The sequence below is a fragment of the Paenibacillus cisolokensis genome (assembly GCF_018403665.1).
GTDB classification, from domain to species: Bacteria; Bacillota; Bacilli; order Paenibacillales; family Paenibacillaceae; genus Paenibacillus_AH; species Paenibacillus_AH cisolokensis.
In genome coordinates, this window is the sequence record NZ_BOVJ01000038.1 from 1 (window position 1) to 20,918 (window position 20,918).

The window sequence follows — 20,918 nt, forward strand, 5'->3', positions numbered from 1 at the left end:
AAAATCCAAGTTCCGGAATTGTAACGAATCTGAGCAACGCTATTTGCTTAAAAGTAGTCCAATTCAGGCGGTATATCGTAAATAAGGTGGCTCAGATTCGTTAAATCTGAAAAAGCAGCTTATTGGCGAAAATAAGGCGTGTGATATTCGTTAGAGTAATGTTCCACCTTTGGAATAACGTGCTGTCTGAGAGTAATGTTCCGTCTGAGAAATAACGTTCTGTCTGAGAATAACGCTGTGTCTGAGAAACAATGTTCCGTCTGAGAATAACGTTCCGTCTGCGCGAACGAACCTGGGCTATCCCCTCCGCTGGATGCCGAAGCGCTCGAACTGTTCATGCCTTGGTCGAACTCGCTTCCGGTCGAATATTGGACGTGCTGTGCCCGTTATGTCAGTGTGAGCGTTTCATGATATGATAGGAGGAAAAAAGGGGGCGTGAACCGATGGATAAACGGAAGAAAGCGGTGCTGCTCGGCGGGACGGGGTTAATCGGGAAGCAATTGCTGCGCATCTTGTTGGAATCGGAGGCCTACGGGACGATCACTGCGATAGTGCGGAAGCCGCTTGCGGAGCATTCGAAGCTGCGGCAGGTCGTGCTGACCGATTTCGCGGCACTGGAGTCTCAGGCGGAAACATTCGAAGGGGCGGAAGACGTGTTCTGCTGCTTGGGAACGACGATTCGGCAGGCGGGGACGCGGGAACGTTTTCGCATCGTCGATTTCGACTACCCGGTGATGGCGGCGCGGCTGGCAAAGGCGGCGGGTGCGCAGCGGTATGTGCTCGTCTCATCGATGGGAGCGGACGCGGGATCGCGTTTCTTTTACAACAGGGTGAAAGGGGAGACGGAAGCAGCCGTTCGCACGCTGCAACTGCCGATGATATCGATCATCCGGCCCTCGCTGCTGCTTGGGGAGCGGGAAGAGTTTCGGCTCATCGAGCGTATGGGAGTAGCGATAAGCCGTCCGCTGACGCCTTTCCTGCGCAAGGCATTGCCGAAGATGTGCCCGATTGAAGCGCGGGACGTGGCGGCGGTCATGCATCGGGTGGCACAGATGTATACGCCTGGTGTGCATATTTACGAGAACGATCAACTGCATAAGATGGCGCCTGGATCCCGAGCAGGAACGTAAGTCAAGGCAGGCGCCATATGACGCCATCGCAGTGAGTTTGTATATTTGAGTTTACATAACATCGATTATGTAAATCCTGCGGTTCCAGATCGTTGGAGTTAATTAAACAATTTCATCTCAACTGCCATATTGACATTAGTTCTATATACAACTATTCTATATACAAATACATTTTATACCTTATATGGACTTGAAAGGAGTTAGATATGACCAATTTGCGTCAAGGCGGATTTCTAATTTCAAAAATACATCAGTTGTCGGGGCGCATTTTTTCCAGAAAGCTCAAGGACTATAACATTAACGATATTAACCCAGCCCAAGGCAGAATACTTTTCGCTCTTTGGCAGAAAGACAATATTCCTATTCAAGAACTTGCAAAGAGTACCGCACTAGGTAAATCTACTCTGACCCGTATGTTAGATAAGCTCGAAGAAACCGGTCATCTTGTCCGTATCTTCCCAAGTAATGATCGACGTAAAGTTCTCATTCAACTTACTGAAAAAATAAAAAATGAAGACAACTTATGAGCAAGTATCCGTGGAAATGACCAAACTGTTTTACGAAGGATTTCAAGATAGCGAAATCGACGAGTTTGAGAAGTATCTTGAACGGATTTTCAACAATCTCAAAAATATGAAGCCGAGTAAAGGAATTTCGATTATGCCAAACAGCAGCTTTCACAGCTTTTCACAAAAAAACGATCGAATTTTTGATCGATTTGAAAGCGAATAACACCAAATCCTGGTTCGAGGATCACAAGCGCGCTTACACAGAATATGTTATGAAACCGGCGCAATCGCTTGTTTCAGAATTGAGCGACTTCATCCTTGCCATCGATCCCTATCTGGAAACTTCCTCTGCGGTAGGCAAAACCATTTCCCGAATATACCAAGGGTTTGATCAGCTAAAAGATTTGTATCACTATCTCTATAAGATAAAAAGCATGTAAAATTCTCCTGGGAGGTCCGGCTTAATATGAATTCCGAAAGCGCTATTGAAGCAGGTATCCGATCGGCAAAACAACTGCTGAAGAACGGCATCCCCCCGATCGATAAAGAAACGAGTATACAAGAGTCCCTGGATTTGTTGGAACGTTCGGAAATCGCGATGGTAGGTTCCACTGACGAAAACGGCTACCCTCATATTAAAGCCATGTTCAAGATTGAATCGGAAGGGTTGAAAACCATTTGGTTCAGTACCAATACATCGTCCAGAAGGGTGTCGCAGTTCATCCAAGATCCGAAAGCGTCGATTTATTTTTACGATGCAGGGCGTTTTGCGGGGCTATTGCTTGTTGGCGAAATCGAGGTCCTGCAGGATGCGGAGTCGAAACAACGGCTATGGAAAGAGGGCTGGGAAGTGTATTATCCTCTTGGAGTCACCGCCCCTGATTATTGTGTTTTAAGGTTTACGGCCAGCTGGGGAAATTATTATCGAGGTTTGCAAAATATCACCTTTGAAATTTGAGCATATGAAAATCCGCAAAAAGGAGTACGAAGATGAAGAAGCTGTCGTTTAACCTTTGGAATGATTTGGATCGATTTGATTTGGGCGATTCTAACGCTCGTCCCGGAGTATATCTCGGGCAACAAGCAGCTTATCTTGAAAATCCGGCTCTGCCGTCTTTCTTCGCGACGAAATTCCTTTTACCTGTTTTCGCCTTCAAGCGGAGGTAGCGATTCCCGAACAGGTAGGGTTTATAGGGCTTGTTTTCGGCGCCAAGAATTCGCATAATTATGAGCTGGTTTATTTGGCGCCAGAAGAAATTCAATACGATCCGGTTATGAATGGTTCGATGACATGGCAAATTTATAATGGCACTATGTATCAAAAGCCTTTGCCGAATACTACCGGGAAATGGGTGAAATTTGCCGTAGAAGTGCAACCGAACGGCGCAGCCGTCTATATGGGCGAAGATGCTTTCCCTCAACTGGTGATTCCCAATCTTCAGCACGGAGACCCTGTCGGCAAAATAGGGTTTTGGGGGTATTTGCCCGGCTACATTCGCAATCTCGTTATAGAGGAAATACAACCGACGCCCATCACGAAAAGGGACAGAGATTTGAAGCGATTGTCGACTGAAACTTTTATTACGGAATGGATGGTTTCACCAATCGCCGAAAACCGTTGGACGAAAGCCGTTGTCGAAGAAAACGGAACATTAAACCTCAACCGGATCTATACCGCCGAACAAGGCAGTTCGGTGCAAGCGAAGAGCACTTTTTATATATCTGAGGAGAAAGAGACTCTGTTAACTTTCGGTTTCAGCGATCATCTTCGTTTATGGGTCAATGAAGAAAAAGTCTACCAAGGGGATTGGAGATGGAATCCTCCGGAGAGTGATGGACGCATTCGATCTAATATGGCCAGTGTTCCTGTTCGCTGGAGAGCCGGTGTGAATACGATTCGCGCAGAAATAACTAATAACGAGTTTTTCGGCTGGGGTCTCTGTATAAAAACAGGATTGTCAGATATGTCATTCATTACAGAAGAAAAATGATGGTTTGAGTATGAGGAGAATGTTATGGAAGTTCGTATTTAGTTGTTACCGGACATTTGTGCACTTAAGGGGCAGCGTGCATTGATTCCACTATACAATTTCACAAAACCCGTATTTTGTACATATGTTAGCATAACGATTGTAAAAACAAAGCCGTTACGGTTGTTGCCGTCGGCTTTGTTTTTATCGAATAAACTTGTCAAGCGCTTCATTCAATTGTGTTAATACTTCCTGCTCATTGCCCGATTTGGCAGCTTCGACTACACAACTCTCCAAATGATCTTTCAAAATAAGTTTTCCACAGTTATCCAGCGCCGAACGTATTGCAGCAATTTGAATCAATAGGTCGCCGCAATCTCTACCGCTAGACGCCATTTCTTTTACGGACCTGACATGACCTTCGATTCTGGCCAGCCGGTTGACGATGCTTTTGCGATAATGATGATGATCACTATTACCATGATGATGCGAAGAATCACTCATATTACCCCTCCTCTAGGTAACACCTTTGCAATATTATATCACATGTCACTTTGGAGAGGCTGTGGATTGCTGGGACATCATTCTTTAAAGGAACCTACCTTTTTTTGATAGCGATAGAACAAATAAAAAGCACGAATTATAAGATCGATGGCTATGGAGAGCCAAACCCCTGCAATTCCGAAATCAAAAACAATAGACAAAACATATACCCCTACAACACGGATGAGCCACATTCCTATAGCTGTACTGTACATCGGACTTTTAGTATCCCCCGCCCCCTGCAATGCACCCGCAATAACTAAACCAACTGCTAAAAATGGCTGAGCAAATGCATCTATTCGCAATGCGGTGGTAACCATGCCGACGACATCTTTTTGATCGGTAAACCATGTTGCCGCTAGCGGAGAAAAGATGAACAATAATATACCGACGAACGACATGAATACGACAGCTATCCCTGTTGTTAATAAGCCATATCGGTAAGCATCTTTCTGCCGATTGGCTCCCAGGTGTTGTCCAACAAGCGTTGTTGCCGCCACCGCCAAACCATATCCAGGCATATAGGAGATTATTTCAATATTTCCCGCTATTACATGTGCTGCATAGACGTCGGTGCCAATTCTCACAATAAGTCCAAAATAAAGCACCTGACCGAAACGCATGATCAGTCGTTCCACAGCAGCGGGAGTCGATATTTGTAACAATGGCATGGTATAAGCGCTTGACGTTCCTTTCCATAAGGAGAACGATAACTTTGTTTTTCGAATATGGAGGTATAGCAAAATGGCACCAATCAGTCTTGCAACAACGGTAGCCCAGGCTGCCCCGGCAATCCCCCACCCTGGTATTCCCCATAATCCGAATATAAAAACGTAATCCAGAACAATATTAATGAAGTTGATCCTAATGCCTACACGCATCGGGGCTTTCGTGTCACCTACAGCACGTAAGATACTTCCAAACACCGTCATGAGTGCAATCAAAACTGATGGTACTGCAACAATTCGAAAATAGATGACCCCGTCTGCAAGTACGTCTGGTTCCGCCCCCATGATTCGCAATAAAGGTTCTGCAAAAAACATGGTTATGATCCCAAACAATAATCCCAGCCGAACAGAGATCCATGTCGACTGCCTGGCAATCGCTTTTGCCCTTTCCCAGTCTCCTGCCCCGACACTTTTGGCAATAAGAGCGGATGCTCCTGTCCCCATGGCCATAAATATGGCTATATATACGGCCAAAATCGTATTGGATACTCCAACAGCAGCTACTTGCTCCAGTCCAAGTTCGGCTACAAACAAAGTATCTACTAACCCGACAACCGTCTGAAGCATGTTCTCAATCATGGCAGGAATAGCCAACCACAAGATAAGTCTGATTTTCTCCTTATTCATGGAATTCTCGTGTAATATTAATGGTTCGGCCAATTATCCTCACTCACCTTAAACTAAAATATAACACATCACAATAATATCCCCCCGGAGGGGATGTTTTCAAGTTAAATAAAGAGCAACATTATGCTACAAGCACAAGTTACTCTTTTAGAGTATTATCACAGAAAAGGGAAGCATCCCCTACCCAACATGGTAACAGAGTATGAGCTGGTTGAGAAGACTCCCGGCGTTTTCAGTTCGATGTGCAGAGTTGGTCCCCTCACCTTGTTGTGGAGAAGCGATTAGTGTGATCGGCAGTCGTCGGCGGAAACTAGTGAGCGTAAGCGGGGATCGTCGCGTGCTCTCCATCCGCCGGTTACGGTGCGGCCAATGCCGGAAGATTCATCACGAGCTGCCAGACTGCATTGTGCCGTACAAACGGTACGAATCGGCATGCGTAGAGCAGGTCGTTACCGAACCGGAGTCGGCATCCACAGCGGCGGCAGATGACGCTACGCTGCGCCGCTGGAAACACTGGTTTTACGAGCAGATCCCGTACTTGCTCGGGGTCCTCACCTCAATCGCCATTCGCTTTCATCAGGACCCTGTGGAGATGCTGTCCGTCCCTTCGCAGTCTGCACATCATCGTATCGGACACTACGTCGGGGACGCCCCCGGCTGGCGCGAATTGTCCGCCCGGTCGTCAATTCAAATTTATGGGCACATACCCGTTCTGCATTCTTGTCCGGCTAATCCTGCGGTAGACTCATCTCGAAGTCTACTAGTCGAGGTGCAGAATGGATGAAAGCCTGGCGGAGGGGCTCGACCCCGCGAAGGCTCGAAATGAGCGCTACGAGAATGATTACGACAACAGAAATGACGTTGGATACCACCGAGGTCAGCACGTGCCCCCACAGCACGGTGGAACGCGCAATCGGCATGGAGTGGAACCGCTCAATTTTTAGCGAATCAAAGCATGACGGAATAAAACGGTTGCCCGAATAAGAAATCGTTCGTTTCATCATGGAGATTTTTTGAAATTTCCCGAAAATGACGTACCATTGTTCTTGATTGTCGTCTGTTCAATTTACATTCAGTTTATTCCGGAGTACAATTATGATCATCCGTTCGCTAAGTTCCCTGATTCAGGGAAGTGTGGGATACAAAGAAAGTCTGCAATTAAACAAGAAGGCGGCCGTTCACCGATATATTCAATATTCTCCCAATTGTTTTTTGTTGCCTTGGTAGCTGCTATCTTAAGCGCTGATGCGAACAGGGTATGGTGCATATCACAGATACATGTTTATGGATCGTGAATATTCTTTGTTGTGCACTCTCTTATTTCTTCTTATTTCTTATAGTCTTGCAGTAGTGTCTAAATTGCTATATTCCATGTGAGAGGCGTGGGCATATGCAACGAGAAATCAATACGTTCCAAATCGGTGAAACGACTATCGAGTATTCCATAATCGGCAAAGGCCAACAGCATATTCTTCTCTTCCATGGAGGCCATTCCAACTGTTGTGAAGAATTCGGTTATGAAACGCTTCTATCTTCGGGATATTCGATCATCACGCCATCGCGAGCCGGATACGGAAAAACGTCTTCAATTCTTGATTTAAAACAAGCTTGCAGCTTGTACAAAGCGCTGCTGGATCATCTGCAAGTCGAGAAAGTTCATGTGATCGCGGTTTCCGCAGGGGGACCGACTGGTATCTGTTTTGTCTCAATGTATCCCGAATGTGTCTACAGCATCACTTTTCAATGCGCGGTTACGAAACCCTGGCTCACGCCAAATGACAAAGAGTTCAAGGTGGGACAGCGCATTTTTAAACCCAGTGTCGAAAAGTGGACATGGAAGATGATTGCCGCAATGAGCAATTTATTTCCCAACTTAACTTTTAAGATGATGTACACTTCCTTCTCTACACTTCCCTTCACTGAAGTTCGCAAGAGACTTGACGGCAATCATGCGGAAGACTTGCGTAAAATGAACAACCGGCAACGTTCTTATTCAGGCTTTCTGATTGACCTTGAACAAACGCAAAAGGATTATTCTACCGAGTTAGCCGCGATCACCGCACCGACGTTGATCATGCACAGTCAAAACGATGGATCAGTACCTCTCAGCCATCCAGAGTATGTTAAAAAGCTCATACCGAATGCGGAAATGCTGCTCTTGGATTCCTGGGGCCATCTCATCTGGATTGGGAAACATGCCTCTGAATACGATGAAGGGCTTATTTCCTTCTTATCTCGTCACAAATATTAAACATCATGGACTACTCATTTCAATAGATATTCCGAAGCAAGATCTGCTTTTGGCAATCAGTATATATTCTTGGCTGCTTACTGTAAGTTCTTGCCCTACAAAACAATAATAAAACTTGGGTGTCGCATGAACCATGGCTTAATTAGCGGTAAAACCGCAGCCGGCTGCATGGCTTTCGTATGGTCCATGTCACTTCCAATAAAGATTTCAACATCCCATCCTAACTCGGTTAGCTTTTTCCTGTTTTTCTTCAATAACCCGACCATGTCTACAGTAACATTTCCAAAATTTTCACCATAAATGATGGTGGCTTTCTCGCCTGCAAAAGCTAGTTTCGGAATGTTCAGCTTGTGTTGGATACTGCGATCATCAAAATCAGCAAGACTTTGATTAAGCTTTCCAGTCGATTTGACCTGATTGCCAGTTGTAATCCTGCCAGGGCAAGCCAGGAGTAGCCTTAATGTCTTGACATTGGGGAGCATTACACCTGGCATTGATCCCGTTGTCCTGATCAAGATGAGCGGTTAGCTGACGGATTCGGGCGTTTAGATCGCCCTATCTTCAGGCTGCATGCAGCCGTTCGGATTCACCTCTTGGGACCGGCAACCGAACATGACTCGCAATATAATCCGGAGCAACTAATCCCATACATTACGAAAGTGGATTTAATGCACTCATCAAGTATCTTCCCGTGATCGACTGCTCCGCATGGATGATCTGCGGAGGTGTGCCCTCGAACACAACCTGGCCGCCCTTGCTGCCTCCGTCCGGTCCCATATCGATGATCCAATCCGCTTGGCTGATCACATCGAGGTTGTGCTCGATGACGATCACCGTATTGCCGGCATCCACGAGGCGGTTCATGATCCCCAGAAGGTGACCGATATCTGACATATGTAGGCCGGTCGTCGGCTCGTCCAACACATAGATGCTGCCCTTCTTATGCAGCTCGCTTGCCAGCTTGATGCGCTGGCATTCCCCGCCCGAGAGCGTGCTGAGCGGCTGGCCGAGTGTAATATAGTTCAGCCCCACATCACTCATCGCCTGGAGCTTGCGCACAACCTCTTTTAGCTGAAAAAAATCCAATGCCTGCTCCACAGTCATCTCCAGCACTTCTGCAATTGACTTGCCGTTCAGCTTGTACGCGAGCACCTCTTCCTTGAACCGTCTACCTCCGCATACTTCGCATGGCAGCTTCACGCTGTCGAGGAATGCAAGGTCTGTATACACAACACCCAGTCCTTGGCAGTTCTCGCAAGCCCCCTTGGAGTTGAAGCTGAACAAGCCTTGGCCCACCTTGTTCGCGGAAGCAAACGCCTTGCGCACATCATCCATAATACCCGTGTAGGTCGCGGGATTCGAGCGTGTTGACACTCCCACCGCCGATTGGTCGATGACGATCGCATCCGGATGCTGGCTGAGGAATACTTCGTTAATCAGCGTACTCTTTCCCGAGCCGGCGACACCCGTAACTACTGTCAGCACTCCGGTTGGAATATCTACACTCACGTTCCGCAGGTTGTGCAGTGTGGCATCCTTGATGGACAGCTTGCCGGATGGCTGCCTGCAATCCTGCTTCAGCTGGAGCGGCCGCTTCATATGGGTGCCTGTCAGTGTACCTGCCTCCAGCAGGCCTTGGAAGCTTCCTTCATACACGATGGTACCGCCGTGGCTGCCGGCGTGAGGCCCGACGTCGACGATATGATCCGCCAACTTGATCACATCGGGATCATGCTCGACGACAATCACGGTATTGCCCTTGTCGCGCAGCTTCTGAAGCAACCCATTTAACCGGTGTACATCACGGGGGTGCAAGCCAACGCTGGGCTCATCGAAGATGTAAGTGACATCCACCAGACTACCGCTCAGGTGCTTCACCATCTTGACGCGCTGCGACTCGCCGCCGGACAATGTATCCGTCTCACGGTCCAGCGTCAAGTAGTCAAGTCCGATATCCACCAGATGCTGCAACCGCTCCGTCAGCGACTTGACGACCGGCGCGGCGATCGCGTCGTCAATCTCCCGAATGACGCGGATGAGCTGTCCGACCTCCATGGAGGACATCTCCGCAATGTTGAGTCCATTGATCCTGCAGCTGAGCGCGGCCTGATTGAGTCTCGCGCCGCGGCAGCTGGAGCATGGACCCTCGGAGATGTACGGCGCAACAGCTCGTTGTGTGCGCTCGGACATCGTCTTCACATCCCGCTTGATATACTTGTTGGTGAACTTCTCGATGATGCCTTCCACTGTAATATTTACTGCCTTCCCGGCGAACTGCACCTCCACTTTCCTCGCCTTGCCGTACAGCAGTTGCTCCAGCTCTTCATCCGAATAATCGCTCAGCTTCTTGTCGGGATCGAAAGAACCCGACTGTACGATCATATTCCAATTCCAGCTGTTCACCGTATAGTCCGGCAGCAGGATTGCCCCTTCATTCAACGACCTTGACATGTCCAGCGCCTTACTCATATCGACGCCCAGCCTGCGACCGATCCCGTTGCACTCGGGACACATGCCTTGCGGATCGTTGAAGGAAAACAAATTGGCCGGTCCGACATGCGGTTCTCCCAAACGGGAAAACAGCAGGCGGAGCAACGGGGAAATATCGGTAATGGTGCCTACCGTCGAATGCGATCCACCGCCCAGACGTTTCTGGTCGACGACAACCGCCATGCTCAAATTTTCGATCGCATCGGCATCAGGCTGCGGATACTTCGGCAGAAAGCTGCGGACGAACATGCTGAAGTTCTCATTCAGCAATCGCGTGGATTCTGCGGCGATCGTATCGAATACGATCGATGACTTGCCGGATCCGGATACCCCGGTGAAGATCGTAATCTTCCGCTTGGGAATGCGCAAGGATACGTTCTTGAGATTGTTTTCCCTCGCACCCGAGATTACGATATACTCCTGATTAGATTCGCTCATGCTTAACATCCTTCCGATAGTGTTAATTTCTACTTATATTCACATTGTACCATTCATCGTGCATAGAAAGATGATCAAATGACAACTTCTATTCCCAGCAGTTTGGTTACAAATCCGGAAAACAAGCGGATTTGCTTGAGCGAGCGAGTCTTGATTATTTAACTTGCCGTTTCCCTTCCTTGTTATTACGAAATCGTTAAGAAGCATCCTTAAACAGAAAAAGCCGCCAAAGCGGCTCTTTCTTTTCCCGGCGTAAATTACTTGTTTTGAAGATCCGCCAAAAAGTCGGCCAGAGAGTTCCAGGTTTCGTTGATGCCCTGAATCACACCCATATCCAGCACAGCCTTGAGTCCTTCTTCCGTCGCGTATTGCGTACGGCTGATCAACTTCGTTTTGCCGTCATGTTTGACAAAGTCCAATGTAACCCGCGCCACCGGCATGTTCTCGTTGACATTGCCTTCCGCATCGGAGAACGCGTCGGTGTACACGATCCGCTCCGGTTCTACGATTTCATTAAAAACCGCCCTGCCCCACGATTCTTGACCGAAATATTCCTGGCTTTCGTCAACGCATTTCATGCAGTAATGCCATATTCCGCCTGGACGAAAATCGATGTTGCAAACGGTAAGCGGCCAACCTTTTGTCCCGAACCAACGCATTAAATGTTCGGCCTTCGCGAAAGCTTCGAACACCAATTCGCGCGGCGCGTCAAAAACGCGTTCGAGTACAAGTTCGCGGCCTTCCACCTTCGAAACCAATTTGTTCGTTGTACTGTTCACCTTTTATAATCCTCCTTGATTTTAGTTTTGAGTGAAAGTGATCCTCCGAGATGATTGAGAGACCGCTTAACTCCGGATTCATGTTTGTGTTTAGATACTTCTCTATTCCTTAACCGAATTTCCGCTAAGCCATCTTGACTTTTCTAAATTTGTGGTAGGTCACATAGGAGCCTGCAATGACCAGGAGCCCGAGAATCATGACTGCCACGGTTTTCACATTGGTTTGACTTATTGTGCAACCTCCCTAATCGTTATAAATAATATCCTTTGATTGGAATATACTACATAAGGAATATTCCGGTCAAGGAATTTGTTTTTCTTAATCCACGTTTGTGGGTAGATTCAGCTCCGCTGGTACTCCCCGGCTAATGGTTCGATCTTGGTGGCATGGTTTAAAAAAATACGTCTTTGACCAAGGACAAGAACATGCCTCTATAAATGAAAAATCCACGTTGCACGTGGATCTTATAGGATATATTTTCTTGTCCTCCGTCACTTCTTCACCATCAACTATTATAGAGCCCGTATCATTGCTAGCAGTATAAGTTATAGCGACATAATGAGTTTCAATCCCTATATATCACTTGCATCATTCATCTATGGATTCTCCGGTACGCTCAGAACGATTCCCGATACGCTCGGACCACGTCACAATACAGCGTCCCTACTGACCGGCCGGCCATTTCAGGGTTCTCGGACCGCACAGGTACCGTCGCTTCTTCAGCCCGTACGGCTGTCGATCATGCGCAGCGCTCGCTCGTAATCCTCCGGCGTATTCACGTTCATGATGAAGCTTGCGTCGATGCCCCCGTTACGGAATTCCTCCTCTTCCATCCGCTGATACGGAATCGTCTCCAGGAAGCTTTCGACGCGTTTCTCTCCCGACTCGATCGACAGGCGGACCGCTTCCGCCGCGCCCCGGTCGTAGATACCATGCAGCGGATGAAGCTTGCCGCCGATGAACGGAATGACAGCCATGCCGCCCCCCGCTTTTTCTCCTCCAGCATCAGCCGGGCGGCATGAGGCGATATGAACGGCATGCCACAGGCGACGATCCATACTTCGGCATGGCGCGCCAGCGAAAGAGCCGCATGGATGCCCCCGAGCGGCCCTTTTGCAGCGTAATAGTCGGCAATCATTCTGACGCCGCGACCGACAATCGGAAGGAACAGCCGCGGTTCGTTCGTGACGAGGATCGTTTCGCCGCACAGCTGTCCCATTAGGCGCAACTGCCGATGAATGAGCAGTTCGTTCGCGAACGGCAGCAGTGCTTTATGCGAGCCGCCCATTCTCCGGTTGCGGCCGCCGGCCAGAATGACACCCGTCAATCCGGACAACCTTTCGCCGGACCGGTATGGCATATCCATCATCATGATCCACCTCCGAATTGTCAAATATCGTTTCACTCGCGTCACTCGCGCTTCTTTTATTATCGTTCTTCCGATCTGCCGGAGCTATGATATAGCTCACAATCGTCGATGTGCAGGCCTTTGTTTTTGGCGCCAGCCACGCTGAGGATTCGCAAAATGTTCACGACCTGTGTGACATTTGTCACTCGAAACCGCTTCTTCATTTGCTATACTGGCTGTAACAGATGGAGGTGTTGGCAATGGAAGCCGTTCGCGATTTGCCGAAAGCCTGTCTTGTCCAAAACTCTTCCTGCTTCTCGAAGGACAGCATGGAGAAGCTGAAACAGATCATGTACGACCATACTTTCCCGGACGGGGCGAACATCTTCTGCGAAGGGGATGCGGCCAACCGGCTGTACTTCGTCCGAACCGGCAAAGTCAAATTGACGAAGCTTTCGGTGGAAGGCAAGGAATATATTATGTCGATCTTTCATACGGGCGATTTCTTCGGCCAGTTCGATCCGTTCCGCGACTCGGTGCACGCTTTCACCGCGCACGCCGTCGGCCGGTGCGAAATCGGCATCGTGCAGAAATGCGACCTTGAAGTTTTGCTGTGGCAGCACGGGGATTTGGCGATCGAATTTATGAACTGGATGGGGTACATGCATCGGCTGACCCAGACGAAATACCGGGATCTGATGATGTACGGAAAACCGGGGGCGCTTTGCTCCACGCTCATCCGGCTTTCCAACTGCTACGGTTCCGCCAGTGAGGACGGCATCCGAATCGATCTCAAGCTGACGAACGCCGAGCTGGCCGACCATGTCGGGTGCACGCGCGAAAGCGTCAACCGGATGCTGAGCGATCTGAAGAAATCCGGCGCGGTTGCGATCCAGGACGGCATCATCACCATCCGGAACATCGATTATTTGCGCCAGGTCTGCAATTGCGAGTCTTGCCCGAAGGAATTGTGCCGCATTTAGATTCCGCATTCCGCAGCAAAAACGGCTTCGCCGTCACGTATTAGGGACAGCGATGCCGTTTTTTTGACGTTTTGGCGAAATAACGGACACGGAAGAGCCGGGCCCTCAAGCCGAAATCGAGGTCTAAGGGGCCTCCCTTGTCCGCTGAGACGACAGGTCAGCAGGCACAATGAATCGACAGCCTCCAAACATCCGCTATCCTTTACTCTGTTCAGCCTTCCTAACTATTCGACTGTTGCCTATCGGTGCACCACACCTCCCGGCAGATTCCTATGGCGAGAATCCTGCAAAAATACAGGATTTTCGTTCTGAATCAACGACTTTGGTTCAAAATCCTGCGAAATTACAGGAATTTTTGTAACTTTCGCTGATTTGGCTTGAACAGATCAAAAAAACTGCACGATCGCAGGAATTTTCGCGTTTTGGTTGTTTAACCTACAGAAAAACTGTATTTTGCAGTTTTCTGGTACCATCGTACCGAACCCGGCGTCCCCGGTAAAGCGAAAGCGTAAAGTCGCCGGGCTCCGTCGGGCGGCACACTCCATCCAAACGCCTACCTTGACCGTCGAGGCGATACGCCCCATCCAAACATTCATCTGTACGTCGAAAGGTTGCCCCGTCGAAACGTCCGCCGTTTCCTTCGAGGCGATGCTCTCCGTTTCAACGTCCGCCTTGTCCATCGGAGCGGTACGCTCGCGTCTAATCGCCCGCCATATCCGACGGGGCGATACGCCCCGTCCGGCCGACGTCGATACGCCACAACTCCCGGCCGTGCAGCCGCTGGAGGCGGTCTCGTTCCCGGACAAATCGTTGCGGCGGCCGCTACGTACTTTTGCGGGGGGAGATGACGCCGTAATTCCCGTCTTTGCGTCTGTACACGACGTTGACTTCATCGCTTTCGAGATCCCGGAACACGAAGAAGTTGTGGTCGAGCAGATTCATGCGCAGCACCGCTTCACCAACATCCATCGGTTTGAATGCGAACCGTTTATTGCGGACAATTTTGAACCCTCCCATTGCCGCCGTGGGCTTACGCTCCATCCTGGCCTTCCCGACATTCCCGTCCGTCCTGCCCTTCACGTCGTTCGATACGTATACGCCCACGCCTTCCCCGCCGGCCTCCGGCCCCCGGAGGCCGCGGAACCGGCTCACCCTCCATCTGCGCACTTGCCTCTCCAGCTTCACCTGGACTTTGTCGATCGCTGTATACATGTCGCCGGATTTCTCTTCGGCCCGCATCATCATCCCATCGAACGAAACGGTCGCTTCCACCCGATGGCCGTCCTTGAGCGCCCGCATCTTCACCGTCATCATGCAATCCGGCGGCCGGTCGAAATAGTGGTTCAGCCGTCCCAGCTTGCGCCTGGCGTAATCGGCCAATTCTTCGGTCACTTCGACTTTGACGCCGCGAAAGACGAATCTTATCATTTCTTCCCCCTCCCCCTTTCAATGATTTGAAAGGCTCTCGCCACCTCGTGCCGCTCCGGTTCGCGGCACCCTTCGAGTGAATACGGCATGCCGAGCAGCCGCCATTTGTACGCGCCCATGTGGTGGTACGGAAGCACCTCCGCCTTCTCGACGCCGTTCAGCGTGCCGATAAATTTTCCCAGAGCGAGCAGATCTTCGCTTCGGTCTGTAACGCCCGGGACGAGAACGTGCCGAATCCAGACCGGCTTGCGACGGTCGGACAGCCATTTCGCGAAGCGGAGCGTCCGCTCGTTCGGCTGGCCTGTCAGCGCCGCATGCCGGTCGTTGTCCATCAGCTTCAGGTCGAGCAGCACCAGATCCGTCTGCTCCAACAGACCGGCCGCATGGTCGGGCTCGCAAAAGCCCGACGTATCGACGGCCGTGTGAAGGCCCCACCGTTCCTTGCATGCGCGAAACAACTCCGCCACAAACGGCGCCTGCAGCGTCGGCTCCCCGCCGCTTACCGTAATGCCTCCGCCGGAAGCGCGGTAGTACGCCAAATACGGCTCGATTTCCGCCATCACTTCTTCCACTTCCATCGTTCGGCCGGCATCGGCCGCCCACGAATCCGGGTTATGACAATACCGGCATCGCAGCATGCAGCCTTGCATGAAGAGCACGAAGCGGATTCCCGGCCCGTCCAGCGTTCCGAACGTCTCGATCGAGTGAATTCGGCCCTTCATGCCTCATCATCCTTCCAACTTTTATTTATACCTCGCCATGGAAAAGTCCGGCTGTTACGTCATACCGCGTCATGGATCATCCGGATGATTACGTTATACCGTGCCGTGGAACGTCCGGCTGATCACGTCCATTTGCTGCTCTTTCGTCAGCTTTACGAAGTTGACCGCATAGCCGGATACGCGGATCGTCAGCTGCGGGTACTGTTCCGGATGCTCCATCGCATCCAGCAGCAGCGACCGGTCGAATACGTTCACATTCAAATGATGGCCGCCTTGCCCCATATAGCCGTCAAGCAGCGAGACGAGGTTGGCGATGCGCGCTTCCGGTTCTCTGCCGAGCGCTTTCGGCACGATCGAGAACGTGTTCGAAATGCCGTCGAGGCATTGGTCGTATGGCAGCTTGGCGACGGAGGAGAGAGAGGCGAGCGCTCCTTTGCGGTCCCGGCCGTGCATCGGATTCGCTCCCGGGGCGAACGGCTCCCCCGCCTTGCGTCCGTCCGGCGTGCTCCCCGTTTTTGCCGTAAACGACGTTCGAGGTGATCGTCAGCACGGACAGCGTCGGAATGGCGTTCCGGTACGCCTTATGCTTGCGCAGCTTGTTCATGAACGTTTCCACCAGTTCCACGGCGATGGCGTCTGCCCGGTCGTCATTGTTGCCGTATTGCGGATAGTCTCCTTCGATCGCGAAATCGACGGCGATTCCCCGTTCGTCGCGGATCGGCCTCACCTTTGCATGCTTGATCGCGCTCAGCGAATCCGCCGCCACCGACAGGCCGGCGATGCCGCACGCCATCGTGCGCACAACTTCGCGGTCGTGAAGCGCCATCTCGATCCGCTCGTAGCAATACTTGTCGTGCATGTAATGGATGACGTTCAACGTATTCATGTACAATCCGGCCAGCCAATCGAGCACCCGGTCGAACTTCTCCTTCACTTCCCCGTAATCCAGCACGTCGGAACGGATCGGGGCGAGAGGCGGGCCGACCTGGATGCCGAGCTTCTCGTCGACGCCGCCGTTGATCGCATACAACAGCGCCTTGGCCAGATTCGCTCTCGCGCCGAAAAACTGCATCTGCTTGCCGATTCTCATGGCCGATACGCAGCAGGCGATGCCGTAATCGTCCCCGAACCTTGGGCGCATCAGGTCGTCGTTCTCGTATTGGATCGAGCTTGTCTCGATGGACACTTTCGCGCAGTATGCCTTAAACTTCTCCGGCAGCCGGTTCGACCAGAGCACGGTCAGATTAGGTTCCGGCGCCGGCCCCAGATTGTACAGCGTGTGCAAAACCGGAACGAAGTGCGGGTCACAAGCGGCATGCCATCGACGGACATGCCGCCGATCGACTCGGTAACCCAGGTCGGATCGCCGCTGAACAGTTCGTTGTAATCGGGCGTGCGCAAAAATTTCACGATCCTCAGCTTCATGACAAAATGGTCGATCAGCTCCTGCGCTTCTTCCTCGGAAAGCGTCCCTTCCGCGATGTCCCTCTCGATATAAATATCGAGGAAGCTGGAGACGCGCCCCAGGCTCATCGCCGCCCCGTTCTGCTCCTTGATCGCCGCCAGATAGGCGAAGTACAGCCATTGGATCGCCTCGAAGGCATTCTCCGCCGGCCCGGCGATGTCGAACCCGTACGAAGCGGCCATCTGTTTTAGCTCCTGCAGGCTGCGGATTTGTTCGGCAAGCTCCTCGCGGTCGCGAATGACGTCGTCGGTCATCGCCGCAACCTCCAGCTGCCGCAACTCCCGCTTCTTCTCCTCGATCAGACGGTCGACGCCGTACAGCGGGACGCGGCGATAATCCCCGATAATCCGCCCGCGTCCGTACGCGTCCGGAAGGCCGGTAATGATTCCCGCTTTGCGGGCGGTCCTCATCTCCGGCGTATACACGTCGAATACGCCCTGGTTATGCGTTTTGCGAATGGCGGTAAACAGATGAACGAGCTCTTCCGGCAGCTTGAAGCCGTACGCTTCGCAGGCGTCGCTCATCATTCGGATGCCGCCGAACGGCTGAATCGCCCGTTTGAACGGTTCGTCCGTCTGCAGCCCGACGATTTTTCTTTTGCTTTATCGAGATAGCCGGGCCGATGCGACGTAATGCCGGATACCGTCCGCACATCCACGTCGAGCACGCCGCCGTTTTCCCGTTCTTTGCGGGACAGTTCCGCCACCAGCCTGTTCAACGCCTTCGTGTTTTCCGTCGGACCCGCCAGGAACGATTCGTCGCCCTCATACGGTGTGACGTTGCCAATAATGAAGTCCCGCACGTCGACGGTTTTCATCCATTTTCCGGGCTTGAATCCCCGCCAAGCTTGAACGCCGGATTTTTGCGCAGGACTTCCGTTTCCCCGATTGCCATTGTCGATCGCCCCTCCCGTGAAATCAAGATTCAAAATTGCCGTAAAAAGCGTTGCGGTAAATTGTCTCCAGCTCGGTCACGAGCGGCATTTTCGGATTCGCCGTCGTGCACTGGTCTTCGAAGGCGCGTTCGGCCAAATAAGCGACCTTCGCCTCAAACACTTCGGCATCGATGCCGAGATCGCGAAACTTCTCCGGAATATCCAGCGATTGATTCAGCTTGCGGATCGCTGCGATCAGGCTGTTCACCCCCTCCTCCGTCGTCCGCGCCGGCAACCCCAGCATGGCGGCGATTTCCGCGTATCGCCGGTCCGCTATGAACCGGTCGTATTTCGGAAATGAGGCGAATTTCGTCGGCGGCTGTGCATTGTAGCGAATGACATGCGGCAGCAATATCGCGTTGGTCCGGCCGTGCGCCGTATGAAACTCGCCTCCCCATTTGTGGGCCAGACTGTGATTGATGCCGAGAAACGCGTTCGCGAACGCCATGCCTGCGATCGTCGAGGCGTTGTGCATTTTTCCCGCGCCAGCGGATCCGCCTCGGCATAAGACTTCTCCAAATAACCGAACACGAGCTGGATCGCTTTCATGGCAAGCCCGTCCGTAAAGTCGTTCGCCATCACCGATACGTAAGCTTCGATCGCGTGGGTCAGCACATCCATTCCGGTATCCGCGACCGCCGTCTTCGGAAGGCTCAGCACGAAGTCGGGATCGACGATCGCCACGTCGGGAGTCAGCTCGTAATCGGCCAGCGGATATTTCGTGTTCCCGTCCAGCTTATCGGTAATGACGGCGAAGGAGGTCACCTCCGAGCCCGTGCCGGACGTCGTCGGAATTGCCACGAATTTCGCCCGTTTTCCGAGCCGAGGATACCGAAACACCCGCTTGCGGATATCGAGAAACTTTTGCTTCATCGAGCGGAAGTCGGTGTCGGGATATTCGTAGAACAGCCACATCGCCTTGGCTGCGTCCATCGGCGACCCGCCGCCGAGAGCGACGATGCAATCCGGCCGGAAAGCGTCCATCGCCGCGGTGCCGCGTCTGACCGTCTCCACCGACGGGTCCGGCTCCACCTCGGCGAACACCTCGATTGCGACAGGCGTTTGCCGTTTGCGCAAATAATACTCCAGCTTCTCCACATAGCCGAGCTTCGCCATTACCGCGTCCGTCACGATCATTACTCTCGAAATATCGGGCATTTGCTCCAAATATTGCGCGGCCCCGCGTTCGAAGTAAATTTTCGGCGGCACTTTGAACCACTGCATATTGACGGTACGGTACGCCACTCTTTTCAAATTGAGCAGATGGACCGCCGAGACGTTCGCCGTGGTCGAGTTGCGGCCGTACGAACCGCAGCCGAGCGTCAGTGACGGCATGTTCGTGTTGTAAATGTCGCCGATGGCGCCGTGAGTGGCCGGCGCGTTCACGATGATGCGCCCGGCCTGCAGCCTATCCGAGAAGGCGCGGATCGCTTCGTCGTTGCGGGAATGGATGACTGCCGAATGCCCGAGTCCTCCGAACGCCGCCACTTCCGCCGCCCGCTCGATCCCTTGCGCGGCGTTCTTCGCTTTTTAGCAGGCGAGCACCGGACTCAACTTCTCCGCGGAGAGCGGGTAGCGCGGCCCGACGCCCTGCAGCTCGGCGACCAAAATTTTCGTATGGGCGGGTACGGCGATTCCCGCCATCTCGGCGATTTTAACGGCCGGTTGTCCGACGATCGCGCCGTTGACCGCGCATTTTTCGGGATGGATGACCAGCTTCGAGACCGCCTCCGTCTCCGCCTTGTTCAGAAAATAGCAGCCCGACTCGATCATCAGCTTTTTCGCCTCGTCGTAAATCGGCTCCTCCAAAATAACGGCCTGCTCGGAAGCGCAAATCATGCCGTTATCGAACGTCTTGGACAAAATCAGGTCGGTCACCGCTTGCCGAAGGTCGGCTGTCTTCTCGATCAGGCAAGGCACATTGCCCGGCCCGACCCCGAGGGCCGGCTTGCCCGTGCTGTAAGCCGCCTGTACCATGCCGGCTCCGCCGGTGGCCAGCACGATCGCGACGTCCGGATGGTTCATCAGCATTTGGGTCGCCTCCAGGGAAGGGAGGTCGATCCACTGGATACAATACTCCGGCGCGCCGCAGCGCACGGCCGCTTCGAGCATCGTCTTCGCCGCCTCGCGGCTGCACGCCTGGGCGGACGGATGAAAGGCGAAGATGATCGGGTTGCGTGTCTTCGCCGATATGAGCGCCTTGAACATCGTAGTCGATGTCGGATTGGTCACCGGCGTCACGCCCGCGATGACGCCGACCGGTTCCGCGACGATCCGGTAACGCTCGTGCGGGTTGTCTTCAATCGTGCCGACGGTTTTTACGTGCTTGATGCTGTTGTAAATGTACTCCGTGGCGAACAGGTTTTTGACGATCTTGTCCTCATAGACGCCGCGGCCGGTTTCTTCGACGGCCATTTTCGCCAGCTGCATGTGGCGGTCAAGCCCGGCGAGCGCCATCTCCCGGACAATGCGGTCCACCTGTTCCTGGTTCAAGCTCATATAAGCTTGCAGCGCCTTCTTCCCGTTCATGACGAGGGTATGGACATGTTCCTTGGCCGAAATCGGCCCGTGC

17 protein-coding genes and 5 pseudogenes are annotated in these 20,918 nt (G+C 52.1%); 9 read left to right on the forward strand and 13 right to left on the reverse strand.

All coding sequences use genetic code 11. The features are described 5' to 3' along the window. Positions 1–443 precede the first annotated feature (443 nt). The 6 genes from PACILC2_RS05070 (at position 444) to PACILC2_RS05095 (ending at position 3,630) form a co-directional block, all read left to right on the forward strand. Complete coding sequence (locus tag PACILC2_RS05070; protein WP_213527883.1) at positions 444–1,130, forward strand: NAD(P)H-binding protein; 687 nt, start codon at positions 444–446, stop codon at positions 1,128–1,130. Between the two features lie 206 nt (positions 1,131–1,336). Beyond that, positions 1,337–1,657 carry a MarR family winged helix-turn-helix transcriptional regulator gene (locus tag PACILC2_RS05075; RefSeq protein ID WP_213527885.1) on the forward strand — a complete coding sequence of 107 codons (321 nt, stop codon included), beginning with the start codon at positions 1,337–1,339 and terminating at the stop codon, positions 1,655–1,657. 173 nt (positions 1,658–1,830) lie between these two features. After that, complete coding sequence (locus PACILC2_RS29170; RefSeq protein WP_372447051.1) at positions 1,831–2,079, forward strand: DUF2461 family protein; 249 nt, start codon at positions 1,831–1,833, stop codon at positions 2,077–2,079. A 26-nt stretch (positions 2,080–2,105) separates the two neighbouring features. Then, entirely contained in the window at positions 2,106–2,597 is a 492-nt protein-coding gene (locus PACILC2_RS05085) for a pyridoxamine 5'-phosphate oxidase family protein (RefSeq protein WP_213527889.1), read from the forward strand. Between the two features lie 32 nt (positions 2,598–2,629). Beyond that, a complete protein-coding gene (locus PACILC2_RS05090) occupies positions 2,630–2,806 on the forward strand; it encodes a hypothetical protein (RefSeq protein WP_213527891.1) in 177 nt (58 codons plus the stop codon). 74 nt (positions 2,807–2,880) lie between these two features. After that, a complete protein-coding gene (locus tag PACILC2_RS05095; RefSeq protein ID WP_213527893.1) occupies positions 2,881–3,630 on the forward strand; it encodes a hypothetical protein in 750 nt (249 codons plus the stop codon). Between the two features lie 183 nt (positions 3,631–3,813). On the opposite strand, the gene PACILC2_RS05100 is transcribed toward PACILC2_RS05095, so the two are convergent. Both PACILC2_RS05100 and PACILC2_RS05105 read right to left on the reverse strand, forming a co-directional pair. Next, a complete protein-coding gene (locus PACILC2_RS05100) occupies positions 3,814–4,113 on the reverse strand; it encodes a metal-sensing transcriptional repressor (RefSeq protein WP_062493076.1) in 300 nt (99 codons plus the stop codon). Positions 4,114–4,190: 77 nt separating this feature from the next. Further along, positions 4,191–5,507 carry an MATE family efflux transporter gene (locus tag PACILC2_RS05105; RefSeq protein WP_244863244.1) on the reverse strand — a complete coding sequence of 439 codons (1,317 nt, stop codon included), beginning with the start codon at positions 5,505–5,507 and terminating at the stop codon, positions 4,191–4,193. 202 nt (positions 5,508–5,709) lie between these two features. Here PACILC2_RS05105 and PACILC2_RS26360 point away from each other — a divergent pair, with 202 nt between their 5' ends. After that, on the forward strand, positions 5,710–6,291 hold the full coding sequence (locus PACILC2_RS26360) for a DUF6431 domain-containing protein (RefSeq protein WP_244863245.1): 582 nt from the start codon (positions 5,710–5,712) through the stop codon (positions 6,289–6,291). A gap of 25 nt (positions 6,292–6,316) precedes the next feature. On the opposite strand, the pseudogene PACILC2_RS05110 reads toward PACILC2_RS26360, so the two are convergent. After that, positions 6,317–6,445: pseudogene (locus tag PACILC2_RS05110) on the reverse strand (ABC transporter permease); the annotation flags it as partial. A gap of 452 nt (positions 6,446–6,897) precedes the next feature. Here PACILC2_RS05110 and PACILC2_RS05115 point away from each other — a divergent pair. Further along, entirely contained in the window at positions 6,898–7,758 is an 861-nt protein-coding gene (locus PACILC2_RS05115; RefSeq protein ID WP_062493074.1) for an alpha/beta fold hydrolase, read from the forward strand. 95 nt (positions 7,759–7,853) lie between these two features. Here PACILC2_RS05115 and PACILC2_RS05120 read toward each other — a convergent pair. The 5 genes and pseudogenes from PACILC2_RS05120 to mobA (PACILC2_RS29175) all read right to left on the reverse strand — a co-directional run. Further along, positions 7,854–8,150, reverse strand: a pseudogene (locus tag PACILC2_RS05120) (alpha/beta hydrolase); the annotation flags it as partial. A 259-nt stretch (positions 8,151–8,409) separates the two neighbouring features. Beyond that, the gene (locus PACILC2_RS05125) at positions 8,410–10,686 is read right to left on the reverse strand and encodes an ATP-binding cassette domain-containing protein (protein WP_213527895.1); all 2,277 of its coding nucleotides are present in this window, start codon (positions 10,684–10,686) and stop codon (positions 8,410–8,412) included. Between the two features lie 257 nt (positions 10,687–10,943). Then, entirely contained in the window at positions 10,944–11,465 is a 522-nt protein-coding gene (locus PACILC2_RS05130; RefSeq protein ID WP_062493071.1) for an SRPBCC family protein, read from the reverse strand. 720 nt (positions 11,466–12,185) lie between these two features. Then, positions 12,186–12,443 carry a molybdenum cofactor guanylyltransferase gene (gene mobA, locus PACILC2_RS26365; RefSeq protein WP_244863246.1) on the reverse strand — a complete coding sequence of 86 codons (258 nt, stop codon included), beginning with the start codon at positions 12,441–12,443 and terminating at the stop codon, positions 12,186–12,188. 44 nt (positions 12,444–12,487) lie between these two features. Next, positions 12,488–12,838 (reverse strand): annotated as a pseudogene (gene mobA, locus PACILC2_RS29175) (molybdenum cofactor guanylyltransferase); the annotation flags it as partial. Between the two features lie 236 nt (positions 12,839–13,074). On the opposite strand from mobA (PACILC2_RS29175), the gene PACILC2_RS05140 reads away from it, so the two are divergent. Further along, a complete protein-coding gene (locus PACILC2_RS05140) occupies positions 13,075–13,797 on the forward strand; it encodes a Crp/Fnr family transcriptional regulator (RefSeq protein ID WP_213527899.1) in 723 nt (240 codons plus the stop codon). A 386-nt stretch (positions 13,798–14,183) separates the two neighbouring features. On the opposite strand, the gene PACILC2_RS05145 is transcribed toward PACILC2_RS05140, so the two are convergent. The 5 genes and pseudogenes from PACILC2_RS05145 to adhE all read right to left on the reverse strand — a co-directional run bounded on the left by PACILC2_RS05145 (position 14,184) and on the right by adhE (position 20,875). Further along, positions 14,184–14,477 (reverse strand): hypothetical protein, encoded by a 294-nt coding sequence (locus tag PACILC2_RS05145; RefSeq protein ID WP_213527901.1) that lies wholly within the window; start codon positions 14,475–14,477, stop codon positions 14,184–14,186. A 142-nt stretch (positions 14,478–14,619) separates the two neighbouring features. After that, positions 14,620–15,225: a ribosome hibernation-promoting factor, HPF/YfiA family gene (hpf, locus tag PACILC2_RS05150; protein WP_213527903.1), complete on the reverse strand. Its 606-nt coding sequence runs from the start codon at positions 15,223–15,225 to the stop codon at positions 14,620–14,622. Beyond that, on the reverse strand, positions 15,222–15,947 hold the full coding sequence (gene pflA / locus PACILC2_RS05155) for a pyruvate formate-lyase-activating protein (RefSeq protein ID WP_213527905.1): 726 nt from the start codon (positions 15,945–15,947) through the stop codon (positions 15,222–15,224). The genes hpf and pflA overlap by 4 nt, the downstream gene beginning before the upstream one ends. A 93-nt stretch (positions 15,948–16,040) precedes the next feature. After that, positions 16,041–18,229: pseudogene (pflB, locus tag PACILC2_RS05160) on the reverse strand (formate C-acetyltransferase). A 100-nt stretch (positions 18,230–18,329) separates the two neighbouring features. Further along, positions 18,330–20,875 (reverse strand): annotated as a pseudogene (adhE, locus tag PACILC2_RS05165) (bifunctional acetaldehyde-CoA/alcohol dehydrogenase). Between the last annotated feature and the right edge of the window lie 43 nt (positions 20,876–20,918).

Coding starts and splice junctions, on each gene's coding strand:
- PACILC2_RS05070 (WP_213527883.1), top strand. CDS start 444: ATGGATAAACGGAAGAAAGCGGTGCTGCTCGGCGGGACGGGGTTAATC.
- PACILC2_RS05075 (WP_213527885.1), top strand. CDS start 1,337: ATGACCAATTTGCGTCAAGGCGGATTTCTAATTTCAAAAATACATCAG.
- PACILC2_RS05085 (WP_213527889.1), top strand. CDS start 2,106: ATGAATTCCGAAAGCGCTATTGAAGCAGGTATCCGATCGGCAAAACAA.
- PACILC2_RS05090 (WP_213527891.1), top strand. CDS start 2,630: ATGAAGAAGCTGTCGTTTAACCTTTGGAATGATTTGGATCGATTTGAT.
- PACILC2_RS05100 (WP_062493076.1), bottom strand. CDS start 4,113: ATGAGTGATTCTTCGCATCATCATGGTAATAGTGATCATCATCATTAT.
- PACILC2_RS05105 (WP_244863244.1), bottom strand. CDS start 5,507: ATGAATAAGGAGAAAATCAGACTTATCTTGTGGTTGGCTATTCCTGCC.
- PACILC2_RS26360 (WP_244863245.1), top strand. CDS start 5,710: ATGAGCTGGTTGAGAAGACTCCCGGCGTTTTCAGTTCGATGTGCAGAG.
- PACILC2_RS05115 (WP_062493074.1), top strand. CDS start 6,898: ATGCAACGAGAAATCAATACGTTCCAAATCGGTGAAACGACTATCGAG.
- PACILC2_RS05125 (WP_213527895.1), bottom strand. CDS start 10,686: ATGAGCGAATCTAATCAGGAGTATATCGTAATCTCGGGTGCGAGGGAA.
- mobA (WP_244863246.1), bottom strand. CDS start 12,443: ATGGCTGTCATTCCGTTCATCGGCGGCAAGCTTCATCCGCTGCATGGT.
- PACILC2_RS05140 (WP_213527899.1), top strand. CDS start 13,075: ATGGAAGCCGTTCGCGATTTGCCGAAAGCCTGTCTTGTCCAAAACTCT.
- PACILC2_RS05145 (WP_213527901.1), bottom strand. CDS start 14,477: ATGGACAAGGCGGACGTTGAAACGGAGAGCATCGCCTCGAAGGAAACG.
- hpf (WP_213527903.1), bottom strand. CDS start 15,225: ATGATAAGATTCGTCTTTCGCGGCGTCAAAGTCGAAGTGACCGAAGAA.
- pflA (WP_213527905.1), bottom strand. CDS start 15,947: ATGAAGGGCCGAATTCACTCGATCGAGACGTTCGGAACGCTGGACGGG.